The 20,028-nt window shown below is 49.1% G+C and carries 20 protein-coding genes; 1 reads left to right on the top strand and 19 read right to left on the bottom strand.

The annotated features are described in order from the left end of the window. Nucleotides 1-91 precede the first annotated feature (91 nt). The gene (locus CSQ88_RS00090) at nucleotides 92-1,903 is read left to right on the top strand and encodes a GGDEF domain-containing protein (RefSeq protein ID WP_099396089.1); all 1,812 of its coding nucleotides are present in this window, start codon (nucleotides 92-94) and stop codon (nucleotides 1,901-1,903) included. Between the two features lie 50 nt (nucleotides 1,904-1,953). Here CSQ88_RS00090 and rfaE1 read toward each other — a convergent pair whose 3' ends face one another. From rfaE1 to CSQ88_RS00180, 19 genes are all read right to left on the bottom strand, one after another. Further along, a complete protein-coding gene (rfaE1, locus tag CSQ88_RS00095; RefSeq protein WP_180273469.1) occupies nucleotides 1,954-2,901 on the bottom strand; it encodes a D-glycero-beta-D-manno-heptose-7-phosphate kinase in 948 nt (315 codons plus the stop codon). 2 nt (nucleotides 2,902-2,903) lie between these two features. After that, complete coding sequence (gene pyrF, locus CSQ88_RS00100; protein WP_099396090.1) at nucleotides 2,904-3,599, bottom strand: orotidine-5'-phosphate decarboxylase; 696 nt, start codon at nucleotides 3,597-3,599, stop codon at nucleotides 2,904-2,906. A gap of 67 nt (nucleotides 3,600-3,666) precedes the next feature. Then, nucleotides 3,667-4,836, bottom strand: a complete 1,170-nt coding sequence (gene lapB / locus CSQ88_RS00105) for a lipopolysaccharide assembly protein LapB (RefSeq protein ID WP_099396091.1) — start codon at nucleotides 4,834-4,836, stop codon at nucleotides 3,667-3,669. Nucleotides 4,837-4,844: 8 nt separating this feature from the next. After that, the gene (locus tag CSQ88_RS00110) at nucleotides 4,845-5,087 is read right to left on the bottom strand and encodes a LapA family protein (protein WP_257212342.1); all 243 of its coding nucleotides are present in this window, start codon (nucleotides 5,085-5,087) and stop codon (nucleotides 4,845-4,847) included. Nucleotides 5,088-5,299: 212 nt separating this feature from the next. Then, nucleotides 5,300-5,584 (bottom strand): integration host factor subunit beta, encoded by a 285-nt coding sequence (locus tag CSQ88_RS00115; protein WP_099396217.1) that lies wholly within the window; start codon nucleotides 5,582-5,584, stop codon nucleotides 5,300-5,302. 16 nt (nucleotides 5,585-5,600) lie between these two features. After that, nucleotides 5,601-7,277 (bottom strand): 30S ribosomal protein S1, encoded by a 1,677-nt coding sequence (gene rpsA, locus CSQ88_RS00120; protein WP_082752899.1) that lies wholly within the window; start codon nucleotides 7,275-7,277, stop codon nucleotides 5,601-5,603. A gap of 248 nt (nucleotides 7,278-7,525) precedes the next feature. Next, nucleotides 7,526-8,191 carry a (d)CMP kinase gene (gene cmk / locus CSQ88_RS00125; RefSeq protein WP_099396218.1) on the bottom strand — a complete coding sequence of 222 codons (666 nt, stop codon included), beginning with the start codon at nucleotides 8,189-8,191 and terminating at the stop codon, nucleotides 7,526-7,528. A 30-nt stretch (nucleotides 8,192-8,221) separates the two neighbouring features. Further along, nucleotides 8,222-9,208: an aldo/keto reductase gene (locus tag CSQ88_RS00130; protein WP_099396093.1), complete on the bottom strand. Its 987-nt coding sequence runs from the start codon at nucleotides 9,206-9,208 to the stop codon at nucleotides 8,222-8,224. Nucleotides 9,209-9,276: 68 nt separating this feature from the next. After that, entirely contained in the window at nucleotides 9,277-10,152 is an 876-nt protein-coding gene (locus tag CSQ88_RS00135; RefSeq protein WP_099396094.1) for a prephenate dehydrogenase/arogenate dehydrogenase family protein, read from the bottom strand. Next, nucleotides 10,152-10,802: an META and DUF4377 domain-containing protein gene (locus tag CSQ88_RS00140; protein ID WP_180273470.1), complete on the bottom strand. Its 651-nt coding sequence runs from the start codon at nucleotides 10,800-10,802 to the stop codon at nucleotides 10,152-10,154. Before CSQ88_RS00140 ends, CSQ88_RS00135 begins: the two co-directional genes overlap by 1 nt. 24 nt (nucleotides 10,803-10,826) lie before the next feature. Beyond that, nucleotides 10,827-11,837, bottom strand: a complete 1,011-nt coding sequence (gene aroF / locus CSQ88_RS00145; protein ID WP_099396219.1) for a 3-deoxy-7-phosphoheptulonate synthase — start codon at nucleotides 11,835-11,837, stop codon at nucleotides 10,827-10,829. 89 nt (nucleotides 11,838-11,926) lie between these two features. Beyond that, entirely contained in the window at nucleotides 11,927-12,496 is a 570-nt protein-coding gene (pgsA, locus tag CSQ88_RS00150) for a CDP-diacylglycerol--glycerol-3-phosphate 3-phosphatidyltransferase (RefSeq protein ID WP_099396096.1), read from the bottom strand. A 151-nt stretch (nucleotides 12,497-12,647) separates the two neighbouring features. Then, on the bottom strand, nucleotides 12,648-14,510 hold the full coding sequence (gene uvrC, locus CSQ88_RS00155; RefSeq protein ID WP_099396097.1) for an excinuclease ABC subunit UvrC: 1,863 nt from the start codon (nucleotides 14,508-14,510) through the stop codon (nucleotides 12,648-12,650). A gap of 246 nt (nucleotides 14,511-14,756) precedes the next feature. Further along, nucleotides 14,757-14,918: a hypothetical protein gene (locus CSQ88_RS22870; protein WP_180273471.1), complete on the bottom strand. Its 162-nt coding sequence runs from the start codon at nucleotides 14,916-14,918 to the stop codon at nucleotides 14,757-14,759. Between the two features lie 185 nt (nucleotides 14,919-15,103). Continuing rightward, complete coding sequence (gene rfaD / locus CSQ88_RS00160) at nucleotides 15,104-16,099, bottom strand: ADP-glyceromanno-heptose 6-epimerase (protein ID WP_099396098.1); 996 nt, start codon at nucleotides 16,097-16,099, stop codon at nucleotides 15,104-15,106. A 60-nt stretch (nucleotides 16,100-16,159) separates the two neighbouring features. Further along, nucleotides 16,160-17,854 carry a glycoside hydrolase family 9 protein gene (locus tag CSQ88_RS00165; RefSeq protein WP_099396099.1) on the bottom strand — a complete coding sequence of 565 codons (1,695 nt, stop codon included), beginning with the start codon at nucleotides 17,852-17,854 and terminating at the stop codon, nucleotides 16,160-16,162. Continuing rightward, on the bottom strand, nucleotides 17,855-18,739 hold the full coding sequence (locus CSQ88_RS00170; RefSeq protein WP_099396100.1) for an ROK family protein: 885 nt from the start codon (nucleotides 18,737-18,739) through the stop codon (nucleotides 17,855-17,857). Nucleotides 18,740-18,817: 78 nt separating this feature from the next. Continuing rightward, nucleotides 18,818-19,492, bottom strand: coding sequence for a uracil-DNA glycosylase (locus CSQ88_RS00175; protein WP_099396101.1), 675 nt, complete (start codon nucleotides 19,490-19,492; stop codon nucleotides 18,818-18,820). Beyond that, nucleotides 19,489-19,995 carry a PilZ domain-containing protein gene (locus CSQ88_RS00180; RefSeq protein WP_099396102.1) on the bottom strand — a complete coding sequence of 169 codons (507 nt, stop codon included), beginning with the start codon at nucleotides 19,993-19,995 and terminating at the stop codon, nucleotides 19,489-19,491. Before CSQ88_RS00180 ends, CSQ88_RS00175 begins: the two co-directional genes overlap by 4 nt. Nucleotides 19,996-20,028: the final 33 nt, after the last annotated feature.

Genomic DNA, 20,028 nt, shown 5'->3' on the forward strand with positions numbered 1-20,028 from the left:
TGGCGGACACACTGGCCGCCACTGCAACGCAAGCCACATGACTGATTTCAATCGACTATAATCACCACGCCTCCAACTGAAATGACCTGCCATGCGAAAGCTCAGTAATCCCACCGATATTGCTCGTGAAACACTTAAGCAGCTGACTATGCGCAGGGTTCCCCCGACGCCTGATCATTACGAGTCAATTTATCATGAGATTGCGGGCACGTCAGACAACGACAAACTTCACCCTGTGATTAAAGACTTGATTGTCAGCATGGGAAGCTTCCCAAGGCAAACACCGGAACTACAGCGCAATATTGAGCAGCTTTATAAGCAGGCTGGCCAGTCCAACTGGGCCAATATGCCCGCACTCATTATCCGCAGCATAGAGACCCAGGGCGGGCAAACGGAGCTAAGCCGAAGCTGGGCTGATTTAATTCGTGATTTAATCCGCCAGTGGGAATTACGTAATCCTGTTTACACCCCCAGCCGCAAGCAAGAATCCCTGGAAAAAGTACTGATTAATTTTGGCAGCGACGCCAATTCACTCAATGAAAAACTAGGCGCTTTGATCAAAGCATGGGCCGGGGCCAGTGTAGAAAATGGTGAAAGCCCAGAAGTATTATCAGACCCCGGCGACTTAAACACCCTGGGTAATAGCTCAACGATTAGCACATCAGAACAAGATAATGGCGACTGGCGCGATTGGCGTGACGCTCTGATATCCGCACTGAGCGTAGGGATTGAAGGAAGGCTGTCACATAATACGGATCTGCAGGCGGAAGCGGCCAGCCTCGCCGTTGAAGTGGCCTCAGTAAGCAATAATGCAGGCACGCAAAAGCTGATGCCAAGGCTGAGAAAATTCTGGCTGCGTTTAGAATTGCAAAATGATCAGGAAATTCGGCTCTGTGATGGCTTAATGGGACTGCTGCGCCTGCTCACGGATAATATGGCGGAAGTCGTTATTGAAGATGAATGGGTCAGAGGCCAGGTGGCTGTGGTACAGGCCATCATGGCGCAGCCCTTGGATATGAGGGTGATCTATGACGCGGAAGCAGGGCTCAAGGAAGTCCTGTTTAAGCAAGGACAGATCAAGCACAGCCTTGTAGAAACTCAGACTGTTCTTAAGAATATGATTGCTACCTTTATTGATCGTCTGAGCGTTATGTCGGACAGCACAGATCAATACCACAGTAAAATCAGCGATTACACCGAGCAAATCCAGCAGGCCAATGATTTAAACAGCATTAAAGACGTTTTAGAGTCTTTGCTTGGCGATACCCGCAGCATGCAATTGGATGTACGCCGTTCACGTGATGATTTAATCGAAGCCCGTGCGCAGGCCGATGATGCTCAGCGCCGCATAATCGAACTGGAAAAAGAGCTGACCCATGTCAGCCAGAAAGTCCGCACCGATCAGCTCACCGGTGCACTTAACCGCAGAGGGCTGGAAGAAATCTTTGATGTTGAGCTTGCCAGAGCATTACGCAGCGAAAGCCCTCTGAGTATTGGCCTGCTGGATATTGATAATTTTAAAAAATTAAACGACAGCCAGGGCCATGCCGCAGGTGATGCAGCGCTGGTGCATCTGGTCTCAGTGGTAAAAGATTTATTACGCCCAAGCGATTCTGTTGCACGATATGGCGGTGAAGAGTTTGTTCTCGTTTTGCCTGAAACAGATATCAATGAAGCCGTAAGCGTTGTGCAACGCTTACAACGAGAGCTGACTAAGCGGTTCTTTTTAAACAATAACGAAAAACTGCTGATCACTTTCAGTGCAGGCGTAGCACTTGTCCTGCCCGGCGAAGCCAGGGACCAGGTAATTGAACGGGCAGATCAGGCGATGTATCAGGCAAAAAAACTAGGGAAAAATCGCGTAGAAATAGCCGAAACCCCATCGGGTGTCGCTTTAAGATAATAAAAAACACCGCTGAATTACAGCGGCGTTTTTTTGAAGCCCAAAGATATTCAGGCGAATAACTCATCCGGGTGCACCACGGCAGTCCCTAGTTTTGCAACCACCACGCCTGCGGCACGATTAGACCAATCCATCGCCTCAGGCATTTCCAGCCCAGCTGCTAGCATAAGACCCAAAGTGGCAATAACGGTGTCACCCGCACCAGAAACATCAAAAACCTCATGGGCATGAGTGGGCTTATGAACTACGCCCTGCTTACGAAACAGTGTCATCCCCTCTTCGCTGCGCGTCACCAGAAGCGCATCTAAATCCAGCGAAGCACGCAAAGACTCGGCTTTTTCTGCAAGCTCGCGGTCGTTCGTCCACTTCCCCGCAACCTGCTTAAACTCACTGCGATTTGGAGTAAGTAATGTCGCCCCACGATAGCGCTCATACTCGTCACCCTTAGGATCAACCAGCACCGTTTTACCCGCTTCACGGGCAATTTCAATCATCATCTGCACATGGCGCAAGCCACCCTTACCATAATCAGACAAGATAACTACATCTACATTGGGCAAAAGTGCCCTGAAGTCATCCAGCTTGGCGGCCAGCACCTCATGGCTTGGCTCACTTTCAAAATCAATACGCAGTAGTTGCTGCTGTCTGGCTAAAACACGCAGCTTTACCGTGGTATCAATATTTGAATCACGATGAAAATAAATATTTACCTTATCCGCCAGCAGCAAGCCTTCTAAACTACGCCCTGCCTCGTCGTCACCCACAACCGCCAGCAAATACGCTTGGCCGCCCAAAGCTGCAATATTTCTGGCCACATTGGCCGCGCCACCTGCACGCTCTTCGGTACGGCGAATTCGCGCTACTGGCACAGGCGCTTCGGGAGAAATACGCTCTACATCGCCAAACCAGTAGCGATCCAGCATCACATCACCCACAACCATAACCCGTGCTTTGGCAACGGCGCGTTGCAGCATTTTTTTACCTTCAGGAGACAACATACCTACCCCGCTAAACTGGCGTTAATCTCAGCCAGCGTGGCCGCAGGATCATCGCTTTGGGTAATTGGCCGCCCGATCACTAGGTAATCAGCACCCGCATCAATGGCCGCTACCGGCGTCATAATACGTGACTGATCATTTGCGGCACTATTGGCAGGGCGAATACCTGGTGTAACCAGCTTAAACTCAGGGCTGCTTAAAGCTCGCACCAAACCTGCCTCATGCGCAGAGCAAACCACACCATCAAGACCACTGCCATAGGTTAAACGAGCCAGCATTTCAACCTGCTTGGCAGGCTCCGGCAACATCAGCTCTGCAAGATCTTCCGCATTCATGCTGGTCAGTACCGTAACAGCGATCAGCAAAGGACGCTGCGGCAGTGCCTCTAAAGCATTGCGTGTGGTCTCCATCATGCGGCGCCCCCCGCTTGCATGGACATTGACCATCCAGACACCCAGCTCGGCCGCCGCTTTACAAGCTTGCGCTACTGTATTAGGAATATCGTGAAATTTCAGATCCAGAAAAACATCAAAGCCCCGGGCAGCCAGCTGATCCACTAATTGAGGGCCACAGCGGGTGAATAATTCTTTTCCGACTTTCAGACGGCAAAGCGCCGGATTAACCCGGCTGGCAAACGCCAGAGCCTCGGCCGCATTGGTATAGTCAAGGGCAACGATCACTTTGGATAAAGAAGACATACAAGATCCTGTATCTATATTTTTTAAGTTATTTTTATGTTTAATGAGCAAGGCAAAGGCACACAGATCAAGCGTTTTTTTGCGCCCCACGCACCGGAGGAAAAGTTTCCCATTCAGTACATGCAGGGCAATGCCAGAAATATTGTTTTGCTTTAAAGCCACAATGAGTACAGCGATACATTGTTTGCTCACGCGTTGCGTCGTGGATAAGCTTCACAATGACTTCAAGCTCTACCTTCTGATCATCGGGCGCAACTAAGAGATGCGCTTCAAGCACCTTGCGCAAACTTGGCATGGTTGGATGGGCTTTAAGCCGCTCGCGGACAAACTCGTGCGTAGCAAGCAAACCCTGCTCGGTTAATAAACGCTCATAAGCTAAATCAAGCACATCCAATTCCGGATACTGACGCAATAAGCCAAGCAGTAACTGTGTACCTTCCTCTGTACGCCCCTGAGCGTCATAAGCCGCCAGCAAACCCCTTGCGGCCAGTGCAATATAGAGCGGCTCCTGCGATTCAATTCGAAGCCACGCCTCAATGGCTGCATCAATATTGCCAGTAGTCATTTCCAGCTCGGCCAGAATGATATTTGCGCGTGCACACTTGCGGTGCTCGGCAAGTGCTTTTTGCAAATAAACCCTTGCTGCCGCAGGCTCGGAGCGTAAAGCGCCCTGAGATGCCAGTTCGCAATAAAACTGAGCAATTTCATGCTGATAAGTATGGCGCTCATCCCGCAATTGCTGCGCGGTTTCAATTGCTTTGGCCCATGCTTTTTCCTGCTGATACACACCCAGTAATTCAATTCGGGCCTGGCGCGCATAATCTGTATCGGCCAGCTCTGTTAACAGGCTTTCTGCACGATCAAATAAACCGGCCTGCATAAAATCAAGCGCAAGCTCAAATTGCGCTGTTTGTTTTTGCGTAATCGTTAATTCACGGCGCACCAAAAGCTTTTGATGCATACGAATAGCCCGCTCTAATTCACCTCTGCGGCGAAACAAATGGCCAAGCGTAAATTGCAATTCAATCGTTTCAGCGTGGTGGCGTGCAATATCAACATAAACATCAACTGCACGATTAGTCTCACCGTTTAAGAGGTAATTCAGGCCTTTAAAATACGCCACAGGTAAAGAGCGGGTTTCAGATAAGACATGTTTAATATCTACACGCGCAGCCAGCCAGCCCAGCGCAAAAAAAACCGGCAGGGCAATGAGCCACCAATATTCAATTTCAAGCATAAAGGGATTTACAACGCATCACGAGGTTGTTCAACAAGAAGATCAGGCGGGAAGTCTGCTACGGCTTGCCGGGCACGCAATTCTTTTTTCAGCCCGACCACTTCACGACGCAAACGAATAATCTTAGAAAATGCAGCCAGTAAGCCAAAAACAGCGCCAACTACAAAAAACACTAATAATAATAAGGCCAGAGGAGCGTGCCAGAAATAGCCTAAAAAGAATTTAAGCACCACAGGTTCAGCATTATGCATGGCAAAGCCAAACAAAATGACAAATAGAAAAAATTTGATAAGCCAGAACAAATAGCGCATTGATCTAAACCATAGAAATAAGCTAGCTCACATTGTAACCGATTAAACCCAATCTACACGATTAGGAATCATCTGGTATTAAGTAAGAATTAAGAATAGGCCATTTTTATGCAAAAAGGCGACACCCGAAGGTGTCGCCTGAAAGCAGAACATCAAATCAGGGCATCAACCCTTTCTCTTAGTTCTTTGCCCGCTTTAAAGTGGGGAACAAATTTTTCCGGAACCGATACTTTTGTACCAGATTTCGGATTACGCCCCACTCGCGGCGGACGATAATTCAGATTAAAACTGCCAAATCCACGAATCTCGATACGCTGGCCCTGAGACAAGCTCTTGGCCATTGCATCTAAGATGGTTTTCACAGCCAGCTCTGCATCCTTCGCAACCAGCTGCGGATAACGCTGGGCGAGCTTTGCAATAAGCTCGGACTTGGTCATCCCACCTTGATCCATATTACTCAGCGCCGGACATCTTAGCTTTCAGCAGTGCGCCAAGGCTAGTTGTACCCGCAGTACCTGTGCTTTCGGTAGACAGTTTGCTCATTACTTCTGTTTCATCAGCGGAATCTTTCGCTTTGATCGACAGATTGATCGAACGGTTCTTACGATCAACGTTGATGATCATGGCTTCAACTTCGTCGCCTTCTTTCAGCACAGTACGGATATCTTCAACGCGGTCGCGTGAAACTTCTGTAGAGCGCAGGTAGCCTTCGATTTCTTCAGACAGAGCAATGATCGCGCCCTTAGCGTCCAGAGATTTTACAGTACCCTTAACAAGGGAACCTTTATCGAATGTAGAAACGTAGTTGTTGAAAGGATCGCCTTCCATTTGCTTGATACCAAGGCTGATGCGTTCTTTTTCTGTGTCGATAGACAGAACCATCGCTTCAACTTCGTCGCCTTTCTTGTAGTTGCGAACAGCTTCTTCGCCAGCCACATTCCAAGAAAGATCAGACAAGTGAACCAGACCGTCGATACCGCCAGCCAGACCAACGAACACACCGAAGTCAGTAATAGACTTGATGGCGCCCTTGATCTTGTCACCCTTCTTGAAGTTTTCTGCGAAATCATCCCATGGGTTAGCCATGCACTGTTTCATACCCAGTGAGATACGACGTTTTTCTTCGTCGATATCCAGAATCATTACTTCTACTTCATCGCCAAGCTGAACAACCTTGGATGGATGAACGTTCTTGTTAGTCCAATCCATTTCTGAAACGTGAACCAGACCTTCGATGCCTTGTTCGATTTCAACGAATGCGCCGTAGTCTGTAAGGTTAGTAACCTTACCGAACATACGTGTACCCGATGGGTAACGACGTGACAAACCTACCCAAGGATCTTCGCCCAATTGCTTCAGACCCAGAGATACACGGTTCTTCTCTTGATCGAACTTCAGCACCTTAGCTTCAACTTCATCGCCAACAGCCAGAACTTCGGATGGGTGTTTCACACGACGCCAAGCCAAGTCAGTGATGTGCAACAGACCGTCAATACCACCCAGATCAACGAACGCGCCGTAGTCTGTGATGTTTTTAACGATACCCTTGATGATTGCGCCTTCCTTGAGTGTTTCAAGGAGTTTTTGACGCTCTTCGCCCAAGGACTCTTCAAGCACAGCACGGCGTGAAACAACAACGTTGTTACGCTTACGGTCAAGCTTGATCACCTTGAATTCGATTTGCTTGCCTTCGAATGGAGTGGTGTCTTTAACCGGACGAATATCAACCAAAGAACCTGGCAAGAATGCGCGCAGACCGTTAACCATAACAGTCAGACCACCCTTAACCTTACCGGAAATAACACCGGTCATTACCATGGCTTTTTCGAGGCAGTCTTCAAGCTCAATCCACGCAGCCAAACGTTTAGCTTTTTCGCGGGAGAGTTTAGTTTCGCCGTAGCCGTTTTCAAGGCTGTCAATCGCAACAGGAACGAAATCGCCAACCTTAACATCAAGGTCACCGTTGTCGTTTTTGAATTCTTCGAGCGGGATGAGCGACTCGGACTTCAGGCCGGCGTTCACAGTCACGAAGTTATGGTCGATAGCAACCACTTCAGCAGTGATCACTTCACCAGCGCGCATTTCCTGACGCGTTAGGCTTTCTTCGAACAGAGCGGCAAAGCTTTCCATGGAGCCGGACAGAGTAGCAGTAGTCATATAAATGGAAATTTCCAAGCATTTCTGGCGGAATGCCAAAAATAAGTTAGTTGAACAAATGTGACAGCGCTTTGCGCCCTGCCAACACGACAAACGCCCCATAAGGGCAAAAGCCATGACCAATGGCCACGGCTTAGTGGGGCGATTGTAAAGATTTCTCTGTTATAGTTCAAGCACTTGGAGACAAAAGGTGTGATTTATAACAAGAAAAACCACATTTATTACGTTTCTGTGCGTATTTTCCACCAGGATAAAACACATTCAACCACCTGATCCAGGCTTAATTGAGACGTTTCAAGTAATAAAGCATCATCCCACTGCCGCAGTGGCGCTTCTTTTCTAGCGGCATCACGCTCATCTCTTGACTTTAAATCGCGTGTAATGGCGGCCAGATCAGCAGACTCCCCGCGCGCAATTAATTGCTGATAACGGCGCTCTGCCCGCACTTCTGCCGTTGCAGTCAGGAAAATTTTTAACTGCGCACTAGGAAAAACCACCGACCCCATATCTCGCCCATCTGCAACCAGGCCGGGCGCCACCGCGAAATCTCTCTGCCTTGCCAATAATGCTTGTCTGACGTCAGCAAACGCGGCCACTTGCGAAGCACCCACCCCAATATTTTCACTGCGAATCAAGGCACTCACATCCTGCCCCGCCAATAAAGTGAGGCCTTTTTCAAAACGCACATCCAAAGATTGAGCAATTAGCGCAACGCTTTGCCTGTCACCCCAATCCACACCGGCCTGCTGAGCAGCCAATGCGGTCAGGCGGTATAAGGCGCCTGAATCTAAATAAGCAAAGCCCAGCGCTTCTGCAACCCTCTGCGCCACTGAACCCTTACCCGAAGCAGATGGCCCGTCAATGGCCAAAATAGCAATACCCGACATATTTTCCTTTCTGGCGGCCAACATTCACCGCTATTTTTTCAAAATTAATTCAATCGCCTGCAGCTCGGCCACATCGAAGACCAGGTTTTGCACTGCTAATATATTTTCCTGAATTTGTGCGACCTGGCTGGCACCAATGATCACCGATGTCACTCTGAGCAGCGCCCAGGCCAAAGCCATTTGTGCCAGCGTTTGCCCGCGCGATAATGCAATCAGATTCAAAGCTTTAATCTGAGCAATACGCAAATCCACCTTATCTGCAGTCAGAAAAGGGTTGTCTGCTGCCGCTGCACGCGAACCTGCAGGAATACCATTTAAATAACGCGAGGTCAGCAAGCCTTGTGCCAAAGGGCAAAAAGCAATCGAGCCAATCCCCTCTTCGGCCAATACATCACACAAGCCATTTTCAATCCAGCGATCAAACATCGAAAAGGATGGCTGGTGAATCAGGCAAGGCGTTCCCAGCTCTTTCAGGATACGGCTCGCTTCCTTTGTTTGCTCTGCAGAATAAGATGAAATCCCCACATACAGTACTTTACCCTGACGCACCATCGCATCCAGTGCTGACATAGTTTCTTCAAGCGGGGTATCTGGATCCGGGCGGTGTGAATAGAAAATATCAACATAATCCAAGCCCATGCGCTGCAAGCTTTGATCGAGACTCGCCATTAAATATTTACGACTACCCCATTCACCATAGGGGCCAGGCCACATTTCCCAGCCCGCCTTACTGGAGATAATCATTTCATCCCGATAAGACTTGAGATCTTTAGCCAAAATACGGCCAAAAGTAGATTCAGCCGCGCCCGGTGGCGGGCCATAATTATTGGCTAAATCAAAATGAGTAATACCTGCATCAAAAGCAGAGAGAACCATATCGCGACTGGTTTCATAAGCGCGGTTTTCGCCGAAGTTATGCCACAAGCCCAAGGAAATGGCGGGCAACTTTAAACCACTGCGACCCACACGGCGGTAAGGCATATTCTGATAACGCGTTTCACTGGCTAAATAATTCATTTCTATCCCTTTAGTGCTGAGGCAATAAATATGCGGAAGGAAACTCACTTATAAATCAACTGACCCGATCACGACCGGGACTGACGTCCCCATTGACTGCGTGCCGTACTTGCACGAACAATCCGTTCATTCAAACCCGAAGCATCGTGGTTTTCAATGCAGTCTATCAATGCCAGCAATTGTGCTGCATTGGCTTTTAAATCCAGCAAAATGGCGTCTTTATTGGCCAGCGTAATATCCCGCCACATTTCAGGGTGAGACGCGGCAATACGAGTAAAATCCCGGAATCCTGTTGCCGCAAAATCAAAGCAAAGCGATGCATTATGGCGATCAAGTACCGCATTCATATAGCTGAACGCCAGCAAGTGCGGCACATGGCTCACCGCCGAAAAAACACCATCGTGCTCTGCCGCACTCATTTCAAAGACCTGTGCGCCGCAGGCTTGCCATAAGGCCCGCAAGAATTCGACTGATTCCGCCGCACTTTCGGCCAGCGGTGTCAACACCACCCGCCTCCCCTCATACAAACCATATTGTGCAGCGGCGGCACCCGACAATTCAGAGCCCGCAATGGGGTGACCCGGTACGCAACGGCTTAAATGATGAGGCAGGTATTTTTGATAGAGTGCGCACACATCCTGCTTGGTAGAGCCTGCATCACTCACAATACAATGGGCTGGCAGGTGCGGTGCAATTTGCTGCAAAAGCGCCGCCATCTGACCAACAGGCGCACTCAGCAAGACCAAATCAGCGTCTGTTACCGCGGAAACCGCATCCTGACTGGCTTCATCAATCACCTTCAGCTCAAGCGCGCGCGACAGATTATCCGAATTGCGGCCCACGCCCACCACATACTCAACACACCCGGCCCGTTTGAGCGCCAAAGAAAACGAGCCTCCAATCAGGCCCGTTCCCAGCAAAACCAGCTTTTTAAGCTTGCGCATTAGTCACCCAAAACTTCGAGTAATACATATTTAAACGCGGAAGCATCCGCAGGCGGGTTAGCCACTTTTTCACGACGAACTTTAATCTTGTAGCTTTTGCCCGCCACAAAATCAAAACCCTCAATGTGATTATAAAAAAGCGACCATTCGGCAGAAGGTGTTTCACGCGTTTGCAGGCAATTCATTTGGGCCACGCCTGCAGAGCAGGGCTTTGTTTCCGGCGCAATGTAGAGCACCTGCTCAATAGCATCGGGCTGGCGGACAAAAGTCAACCGCTCGCCCTTCGCGCCGCTGAACTCCAGAAGATCAGGCCGTTTTAATTTAAAGCGCTTTGCGCCCTCGAACACAGCCAGCACAGCAGATTCGTTGCGTTGTGCTTCATCACCCGAGCATGCCATGCGGGTTGTGGCAAGCGGCCCGACTTTAAGTTTAGGCAGCGTATTGATTGAACCGGAGTAACGATTACACCCGGCAAACCCGCTTATACGATCACCCTGAATCGTCAGGGTTGGTGCTTTCTCGCCCGGGCGAAATGACGCCCCTGCGTGTCGCCATTCATTCAGAACATAACCCCCATCCAGCAAAGACTGCGCCCCTGCAAACACAGGCAAAGAAAGCAATGCGGCCAGTAGTGCCATTTTTTTCAGCATATTCATTACCTCTGTACAAGCTCATTACAAAGAACGCCCAAGCGCTGCAGCAAGCGGTTGAAGCCCCGCAATTAATTGCGCCAAATCCAGCGGAGCCAGCGCCTGATCGGCGGCGTAAAGGGCTTCGGCCGGATTGGGGTGCACATCCAGCAACACCCCGTCGGCACCGGCAGCAATCGCAGCTTTTGTTAAAGCGGGCACCATCCATGATTTACCGCAGGCATCACTTGGATCAACCATCACCGGCAAATGGGTTTCTTGCTTTAATACTGCAATTGCACTGACATCCAGCACATTGCGGTAAGCATTTTCAAAAGTACGAATACCGTGTTCGCAAAAAATAATATTATGGTTGCCGCCAGCGGCAATCGATTCTGCCGCCATCAGCCATTCAACTATCGTTGCGGATACGCCGCGCTTTAGAATAATCGGCTTGTTAATCCGCCCCACTTCCCTGAGTAAATCCAGATTTTGCATATTGCGTTCACCAATCTGAATCATTTCAATATCGTATTCCATAAAGGCATCGAGCATACGCACATCGGGCAATTCGGCCATCACAGGTAATTGATGTCGGGCGGCGGCGTCCTTCAGCCAGGCCAGCGCCTCGCGCTCTTTTCGTGGAGCGGTATAGGGCTGAGCATGAAAAGCCCCACAACGCATCAGGCGACAGGATGCTGCGGCCAGCGCGTCGGCCGTTAAATTCATTTGCTCCACGGATTCAGCGGCATAAGGCCCGGCGATGATTTGAATTTGCGCCCCACCAAATTCAATGCCGCGCACTTTAATCGTTGTGCCCTGAGGGTGTGTACTACGGGAAACAATTTTATATTGTTTGGCAACGCGATTTACCCGATCAACCCCTGGTAAAATCGCAAAACGGGAAGGATCCAGCCGCTCTTCATCACCAATAACCCCAATGATTGTGAGCTCTGCGCCGCGGGACAAATGCTCTTTCAGCCCGGACTGATGAATTTTATGCACGACTGCTTCGATCTGCGCCTCATCAGCGCCATATTTCATCACAATAATCATACAGTTGCCTTTTATATACAGGCCCATAAAAAACCTGCAGGTTTTAATTGCTGCAGGTTTTTTATGGAAAGATCACAGCATCAATTCCATCATGCTTCTTTAAATTGCTTTGCAGCCAGTTTCAAATAATAAAACATGGAAATAATCGTTAAGATACCCGCAACATACAACGCCAGCTCACCTACAAACCGAGTAGAAACGCTAGGTATTAAAGGGCCAGACCACAGCAATAATAAAATGGCGACCATTTGCGCGCCGGTTTTTAATTTACCGATATAAGCCACTGCCGTGTTTTTGGATTTACCCAGCTGAGCCATCCATTCGCGCAGTGCAGAAATGGTAATTTCCCGGCCAATAATAATCACCGCCAGCCATGCAGGTGCGCGTGCCAGCTCGACCAATAAAATAAGCGCCGCAGCAACCATCAATTTATCGGCAACAGGATCTAAAAACGCACCAAAGCTGGAAGTCTGATTCCAGCGGCGGGCTAAATAACCATCAAACCAATCGGTAATGGCCGCCAAAAAAAACAAAGAACCCCCTACCATATTTTGCATTGTCACCGGCATTACGGTGGTTGGCAGGTAAAAAACACCCACAAAAATAGGGATCAGCGCCACGCGCAACCAAGTCAGAAAAATCGGCAAATTAAAAGGCATGCGAATACGGAACCCAATGGCAAATATTGCAAGAAAACCGCATTCTACCAGTATGCGCCAGCATATTAGCTGTCAATGGTATTTTATTGCGATCATTCGTAAAGAATCTGCAACAGGCATAAATAACCACAAAAAACAGAAAACTCTAAAATCAGGCATGTAAAACGGCATAGATTTTTTCCGCCAGTGCCGCATTAATCCCTTCTACTTGCTTTAACTCATCCAATGTCGCTGCTTTTACGCCCTGCAAACCACCGAAACTGGCTAATAATTTCTGACGGCGCTTAGGCCCAATACCCTCCACGTCCTCTAATGAAGAAGTCACCCTCGCCTTTGCCCGCCGCGCGCGGTGGCCGGTAATGGCAAAGCGATGCGCCTCATCACGAATTTGCTGGATCAAATGCAAGGCGGGATGATCGCGCTTAAGCAGAATGAGGGCAGGCCTGTCATTTAAAATCAATTGCTCCAAGCCAGCTTTGCGTGTTTCACCTTTGGCAACGCCCAGCAATATAGGGCTACTCATCCCAACTTCTGCCATCGCTTCGGTTGCCATCGAGAGTTGCCCCTTGCCACCGTCAATTAAAACCACATCAGGCACAACGCCCTCGCCTGCAGCAATTTTACCGTAGCGGCGAATCAAAGCCTGGCGCATCGCCGCATAATCGTCACCTGGCGTAATGCCTTCAATATTGTAACGGCGGTACTCTTTGGGCTGCATATCAAAGCGATCGTACACCACACATGAGGCAACGGTTGCCTCACCCATGGTGTGCGAGATATCAAAACACTCGATCCGCGCGACGGTATCGGGCCAATTCATGACTTCTATCAAAGAGCCCAGACGAGCATGTTGCGTGGCGGTTTGGCTGCTGCGTTGCAAAATAGCCAATTCGGCATTTTTAATCGCCATCTCCAGCCAAACCCGCCGTTCGCCATTGGGATTGCTATTCAGTACAACTTTATGTTCAGCCTGCTGGCTGAGTAAATCGGCCAGTACTGCCGCATTCTCCGGCTCTGGCTGGCAAAAAATAACTGATGGCGCATTGCGGTCTAAATAATGCTGAGCCAAAAACGCTTCCAGGGCGGCAGGCGCATCATAGCCATCCGCATGAGATGGAAATAAATTCTTATCCCCCACATGCCGGCCACCACGCACCATGGCCAGATTCACACAAATCATGCCACTGCTAATCACGCAAACCACAATATCGGCATCCACTTCGCTGCTGTTGCTTGATACAAATTGCTTATCCTGAATCCGCGACAACGCACTGATCTGATCGCGAAGTGCGGCAGCCTCTTCAAACAGCCAGGCGTCCGATGCAGTTTGCATACGCGTTTCTAATTCGCCCAATACTTCGCTGGCTTTACCGTTTAAAAAGCGCACTGCGTTATTTACGTCATTGCGATAATCATCAGCAGTAATCAAATCCACACAAGGGGCGGAGCAGCGCTTGATTTGGTGCAATAAGCAGGGGCGGGAGCGATTGGCAAATACGGTGTCTTCACAGGTACGTAATTTGAATACCTTTTGCAGCAGCTGAATACTTTCTTTAACCACATAGCCATTTGGGAAAGGGCCGAAATACTGATGGCGCTTATCTAAAGCACCACGGTAATAAGCCAGCCGGGGGGAGGCATGGCCGGTAATCACCACATAGGGATAGCTTTTATCATCACGAAATAAAATGTTATAGCGCGGGCTTAATGCCTTAATCAGATTATTTTCTAATACCAGCGCCTCGCCTTCAGAGCGGACCACGGTTGTTTCTAAGCTGACCACTTGCGCCAGCATTAGACGAATGCGCGGGCTGTGATCATTTTTCTGAAAATAAGAACCAACACGTTTCTTAAGGCTAATGGCCTTGCCCACATACAGCACCGTGCCATCTGCCGCGATAAAACGATAGACCCCCGGCTGATTTGGCAAGCTCTTAACGTGTGCCAATAAGGCCTCCTGCGGATTCAGGGGGGCTGATGCAACAGGTGTTGCGGGCAAAAATTGTTCAGGCATGGCTCAGATAAAGGTCAGCAAAGAGAATACAATTCTACCCCGAAGCCATGCCGGATTACGGCAAATATAACGCCAATCAACATCAACTGATTTATTTCCTGCTTGCCAGCACAGTTAAACCTGCATTAATGCATGCCAAAGTCATTCAGGCAAAAGCATGGCATTGAGACTGGCTGATAATCACATTCAACAAATATATTTTTTATGGGCGCCATTTGTGATGGTTTATTCACTCCACCCACAGCCTTAAGCTAATCGCCCATTATTTTGGAATGATTCTGCAGGCACGATCTGAGAGACCTGTGCATCTTTGATGCTGTCTTCATGGGCATTCACAATAATGAGATACAGCGTGATATGCACAAAAGCCACAAAGAAAAGAACCAGTAAGTGAGAAGTGGTTTTCATGATGGAGACTCCATTCAGTGCGATTGATAAGTTCACTGTAATGGGTCAAATGACAGGCTGACAGGTGTAAGCGATAGACTGCTAAAAGTGATGCCTGGGCTGCAAAAAATGCCAGCTGACCTGCTATAAAGAAAGGGATGCGTAAAAAAAGCCGGGCTGTGAACTGCACACCCGGCTTTTATTTTTTACTTACTCAGCAATGCCTGAATATAACGGCGAACGCCCTCTTCAACAGTCAGGAAATCTTCGTCATATCCTGATTCACGCAGCAAAGTGGTATCAGCCTCGGTAAAACTTTGATACTTGCCCTTGAGCGAATCAGGGAAATCAATATATTCCAAAACACCCTGAGCAATCATCTCATCCAAAGTCAGTGCAGCTTTGCCTTCATGCTCACGGCAGGTATTCACCACAGCCAGCGCCACATCATTAAATGGCTGTGATTTTCCTGTACCCAGATTATAAATCCCACATACATCAGGATTATCCAGAAACCATAAATTGGCTTTGACTACGTCTTCAACCGAAATAAAATCGCGCGTATGGCCGCCATTACCGTAACCGCCATATTCGCCAAATAATTTTACTTTGCCGTGTTCACGGTATTGATTGAAATGATGGAAAGCCACCGAAGCCATGCGGCCTTTATGCTGCTCACGCGGGCCATAAACATTGAAGTACCGGAAACCCACAACCTGAGCAGTAATTTCATTCATGCGCTGGCGCAGCACCTGATCGAATAAAAGCTTGGAATAGCCATATACATTTAGTGGCGCTTCACAATCCGGGCTTTCAATAAAGCCATTATCGCCATTGCCATAAGTTGCCGCGCTGGATGCATATAAAAACTGCACTTCTTCGGCCTGGCACCAATCAAACAGCGCCAGCGTATATTGATAGTTGTTATCCATCATATATTTGCCGTTATGCTCCATCGTATCGGAACACGCACCTTCGTGGAAAATGGCGGTAATTTCACCGTCATAATGCCCTGCACTTAAATCAGCAATAAAGTCTTCTTTATCTGCGTAATGGCTAATCTGGCAATCGACTAAATTTTTAAACTGATCTGGCAGGGCCAAATCATCCACCGCAATAATATCGGTTTCGCCGCGAGCATTCAGGCCCTTGATAATATTTGAGCCAATAAAGCCGGCTGCTCCGGTCACTACTATTGCCATTTTATATTCCTTTAAAATTCTTGCTATTTACGTGCGGGCAGGCGCTCTGCCCACCCTATATTAATTTTTACCAATTCTGGTGCTCAGCGCCAGGAAGAGCCAAGCACCATGCGGCATCCATTGCTCTGTCCAGCGCCAGCTATTGGCCATTGTGGCTATTTCAGACTTTTTAAAATCGATATCGTTCTCGTCATTTAAGCCGCTGGTAATACCATTGCACACCCCACCCGGTGCATTATAAAAACCAAGCTCATAACGCGGGTTGTTGCGCCCCCAGCCTTGCAGCATGCAGGCATCAAATGGGTTTGCGCCCAGCAACCAATCAAGTGCGGCCTGCTCGTACCTGGTTAATTGTGTGACTAGGGGCAAATCCCCTGAAAATAGCGTCTGAGCGCGTGAGCTGGCTGCGGCAATCGAGCCTAAACGAGCATTTTCGCCCTGCCACCAGTAGCCCGTACCATTGTCGTGAGGAATAAAGAATTGCTCGCGCCCGGCTTCGCCTGCTTGTTTTACAAACTGGCGCGGATAGCCAAAAGGGTTATTTACGCTGGCAAAAGTGATTTTAAATTCGTATTCAAAAGCACTGCGCAGCACTTCACGGATCCGCCCAACCAAAGGCGAGCCGGGCACAACTTCGATAAAGCGCATCAGTGCGATATAAGGCAGGCCTGCGTCGCTTGCATGAAAAAAGCTGCGCTCGCCCGCGGCATCGGCCTTAAACCAGCCATCTGCCGTTTGTCGCCCCAATAAATTTAAAACACGCCGTGCAGCGACATCTGCGTAAATTCCTTCGCCGCTGACTGCCAGTAATTCGCAAGCCGCCAGCAAGGCGCAGTAATCATCGATAATGTTTTCAACGCCATTATCCAGGTATTCCAGATTGTGTTGCTCAAGATGAGCAAAGCCACGCTGCGCTGCCTGCAAATATTGAGCGCGGCTGAATTCGCCATCACGCTGCAATGCCGATGCACGCGCTAAAGCGGCTATTGCTATACCCCCACCCTGGCGGTAGCCTGCCTGGTAAGTGGCAAATTTCTCGCCTTTTTGCGTTTCATAAGCGCAGATATCACGGCGGGTTTCGTCTTTAGACCACTGATCAAATACGGTGATATAGAAGTAGCCTGCCGGATCCTGCATACGCAACAGATAATCTGCTCCGTGCAAGGCTTCGTCGACGATTCTTTCATTAAACCATTTGGATTGCGCTGGCAATTGCGCCAGGCCGTCGAGCAAATTCCACACCACTTGCGGTGTTTGCTGCGGGTTCATAAAGTTGGCAAACGATAAATGACTCAGATACTTAGAGCAATCCCCCGAAGCATCGTACCAACCACCATGCACATCGCGGCGCTCTTCACTGCCCCATTTAGGGCGGCTGCGATCTGCCTGATCGTACAGGCCGGTACAACGCTGGCCTTTAATGTAGTGCACGATATCTGACAGTATTTGCTCAGAAAATAGTTTTTTCGCAATATTGAAAGTATGCGAGGCTAAGGGTGGATTGATACCATCCACGACCAGAAAATACTCACCCTCAGCATCCAGCGCAGAGAAATCAGCCGTCCAGTAATGCCACTGACCTGCGCCCCAATGATCTACGCCGCCGCTTTGTTTGATCTCGCCCGCAAAAGCCAGCTCGCGGCTCTCTGCGTGATACACACTAAAACGACGCGCTGCAAAATCAGCAGGTGCATCGATAATGGCAATTTTTTGCCCTGCCAGTTCAAAACCAAGGTGATTCAGTAATATTTTCATTTATGCGCCCCTGTGTGTGATCAGCCAGTTACGTACAGCCCCCAGCATGCCGGCATGATTGCCTGCGCTTGCGAGGACCAGTTCGGTCATTATTTTAAAATCAGGTAAAAGTTGTTGCCCGACGGCTTGTCGAATGGCATTTAAAAAGACCTCGCCCCGCCCGGCAATACCGCCGCCCAGTACGATTTTTTCGGGATTAAAGGCATAAATTAAATTTGCGATGCCTGTGGCAAGCAATTCCAGCCACTCCGCAACCACTTTTTGCATTTGGGCGTCACCTGCATCAACGCGGGCAAAAATCACTTTGCCATTTAATCCGGCGTCTCCCGTCGCGGCCTCAGCTCTGCGTACCAAGCCCGACATCGAAGCTTGCGACTCCCATATCTGCCCGCCAATATTCATATAGCCCCATTCACCTGCTGCGGCGCGATGGCCACGATGTAAACGCCCGCCCAAAACAATGCCGCCGCCGATGCCTGTTCCGATTGCAATGGCCAGATAATCGGCCACACCCTTGGCGGCACCTGTCCATCCTTCGGCCAACGCCACGCAGTTCACGTCATTTTCTGCAGTGACGGGCAAGCCAAATTCATTTTCAAAGGCAGGGATCAGCGCAATACCGGGGTAATCAGGCACGGCTTCGGCAGCGCCAAGTATTGTGCCGCGAACAGGTTCGATCAGGCCAAGGCTGCTGATCGCAATGCCTGCAGGCTGATATTGGGTAATGAAGGGGTGAGCTAAAACCAGTAATTTATTCAATAAAGCGGGCCCGCCATCTGCCGCACAGGTGTTTTGTACTTCGGCATGCAGCACTTCACCTTCATCACTAACGATGCCGTATTTAATTTGCGTACCACCAATATCAAAAGCTAAGAGCTCACTCACACACGGACTCCACGATTAATAAATGCAAAGAGCGTAATCACACGCAAGCTCCGCAATAAACAATGACTAATAGAGCGCTCACTCGCTGATTTCCCAACGAATGGCCTCTTTACCCTGGCCAAGCAAATAACGGTTTGCCGCAGAAAAATGCCCATTACCAATAAAACCGCGATAAACCGAAAGTGGCGAAGGATGAGCCGAGCACAAAATACAATGCCGGCCGGGATCAATCAAAGCTTGCTTCTTTTGTGCATAAGCGCCCCAAAGCATAAATACGATATGGCTTTGCTGCTCTGCCAGCGATTTAATCAACGCATCGGTCAGCACTTCCCAGCCCTGCCTCGCGTGCGATGCAGCTTTATCGGCTTCAACCGTTAAAACACAATTAAGTAGCAGAACACCCTGCTCAGCCCAGGATTGAAGATTGCCATGCTGTGGCGGTGTATGACCCAGATCCCGAGCAACTTCTTTAAAGATATTCACCAAAGAAGGCGGCGGTTTAACACCAAAAGGCACAGAAAAACTAAGTCCGTGCGCCTGCCCCGCGCCATGATAAGGATCCTGGCCAAGCACCACCACTTTAACCTGCTCTGGTTTCATATATTCGAGCGCAGCAAACCATTGCGATGGCTGGGGAAAGATGGGTTTTCCCGCAGCAAGCTCAGCCTCTAAAAATACATTAAGTTGCTGCCATTTTGCACTTTGTAAAACATCGTTTACTAATGGCTGCCATGCCGCAGGCAGTGTCATCATGCTTGCGCCCCGCGTTCAGCATGCACAAGGCGGCGGTGATTTCTAAAAACGGTGCGTTCAAACCAGTCACGCAAGGCTTCTTCCTGCAATAATAAGCGTGCTGTGAGCACATACCCTTGTTCTGATACGGCGCATGAAATAATTTCAGCAGGCAATTGCAAGGAAAAAGGCAGTATGTGTGAAAGGCTAAGCGCCAGCGCACCATGTGCACCCAAGGGCAATGCTGCGGAATCACGCCAGACAATGGTTTCCAAACCAATGATGACTTCTTTAGCGGCAGGCAAGGTGTGGCTGGCATTTTTTGCTGTCCATAACAGCATTAAATCCAGCTTGGCATGCAAAGCATCCTGCGCATGGCTGCGCTCATCACTAATTGATTCAAACTCTGCCAGCACGGCAAGGTAACGCGTCGCTTCAAAAGCGCTCTGTTGCAGCACACCATGCCATGCAAGTGGCAAATGGGCAGAGAAATGCACGCCATCAGGAACTGGAAGTGTATTCATCGGTTTGAACCTTGGTTGTTTTATAAATTATAA

The sequence above is a fragment of the Iodobacter sp. BJB302 genome, from assembly GCF_002735645.1.
GTDB lineage: Bacteria > Pseudomonadota > Gammaproteobacteria > Burkholderiales > Chitinibacteraceae > Iodobacter.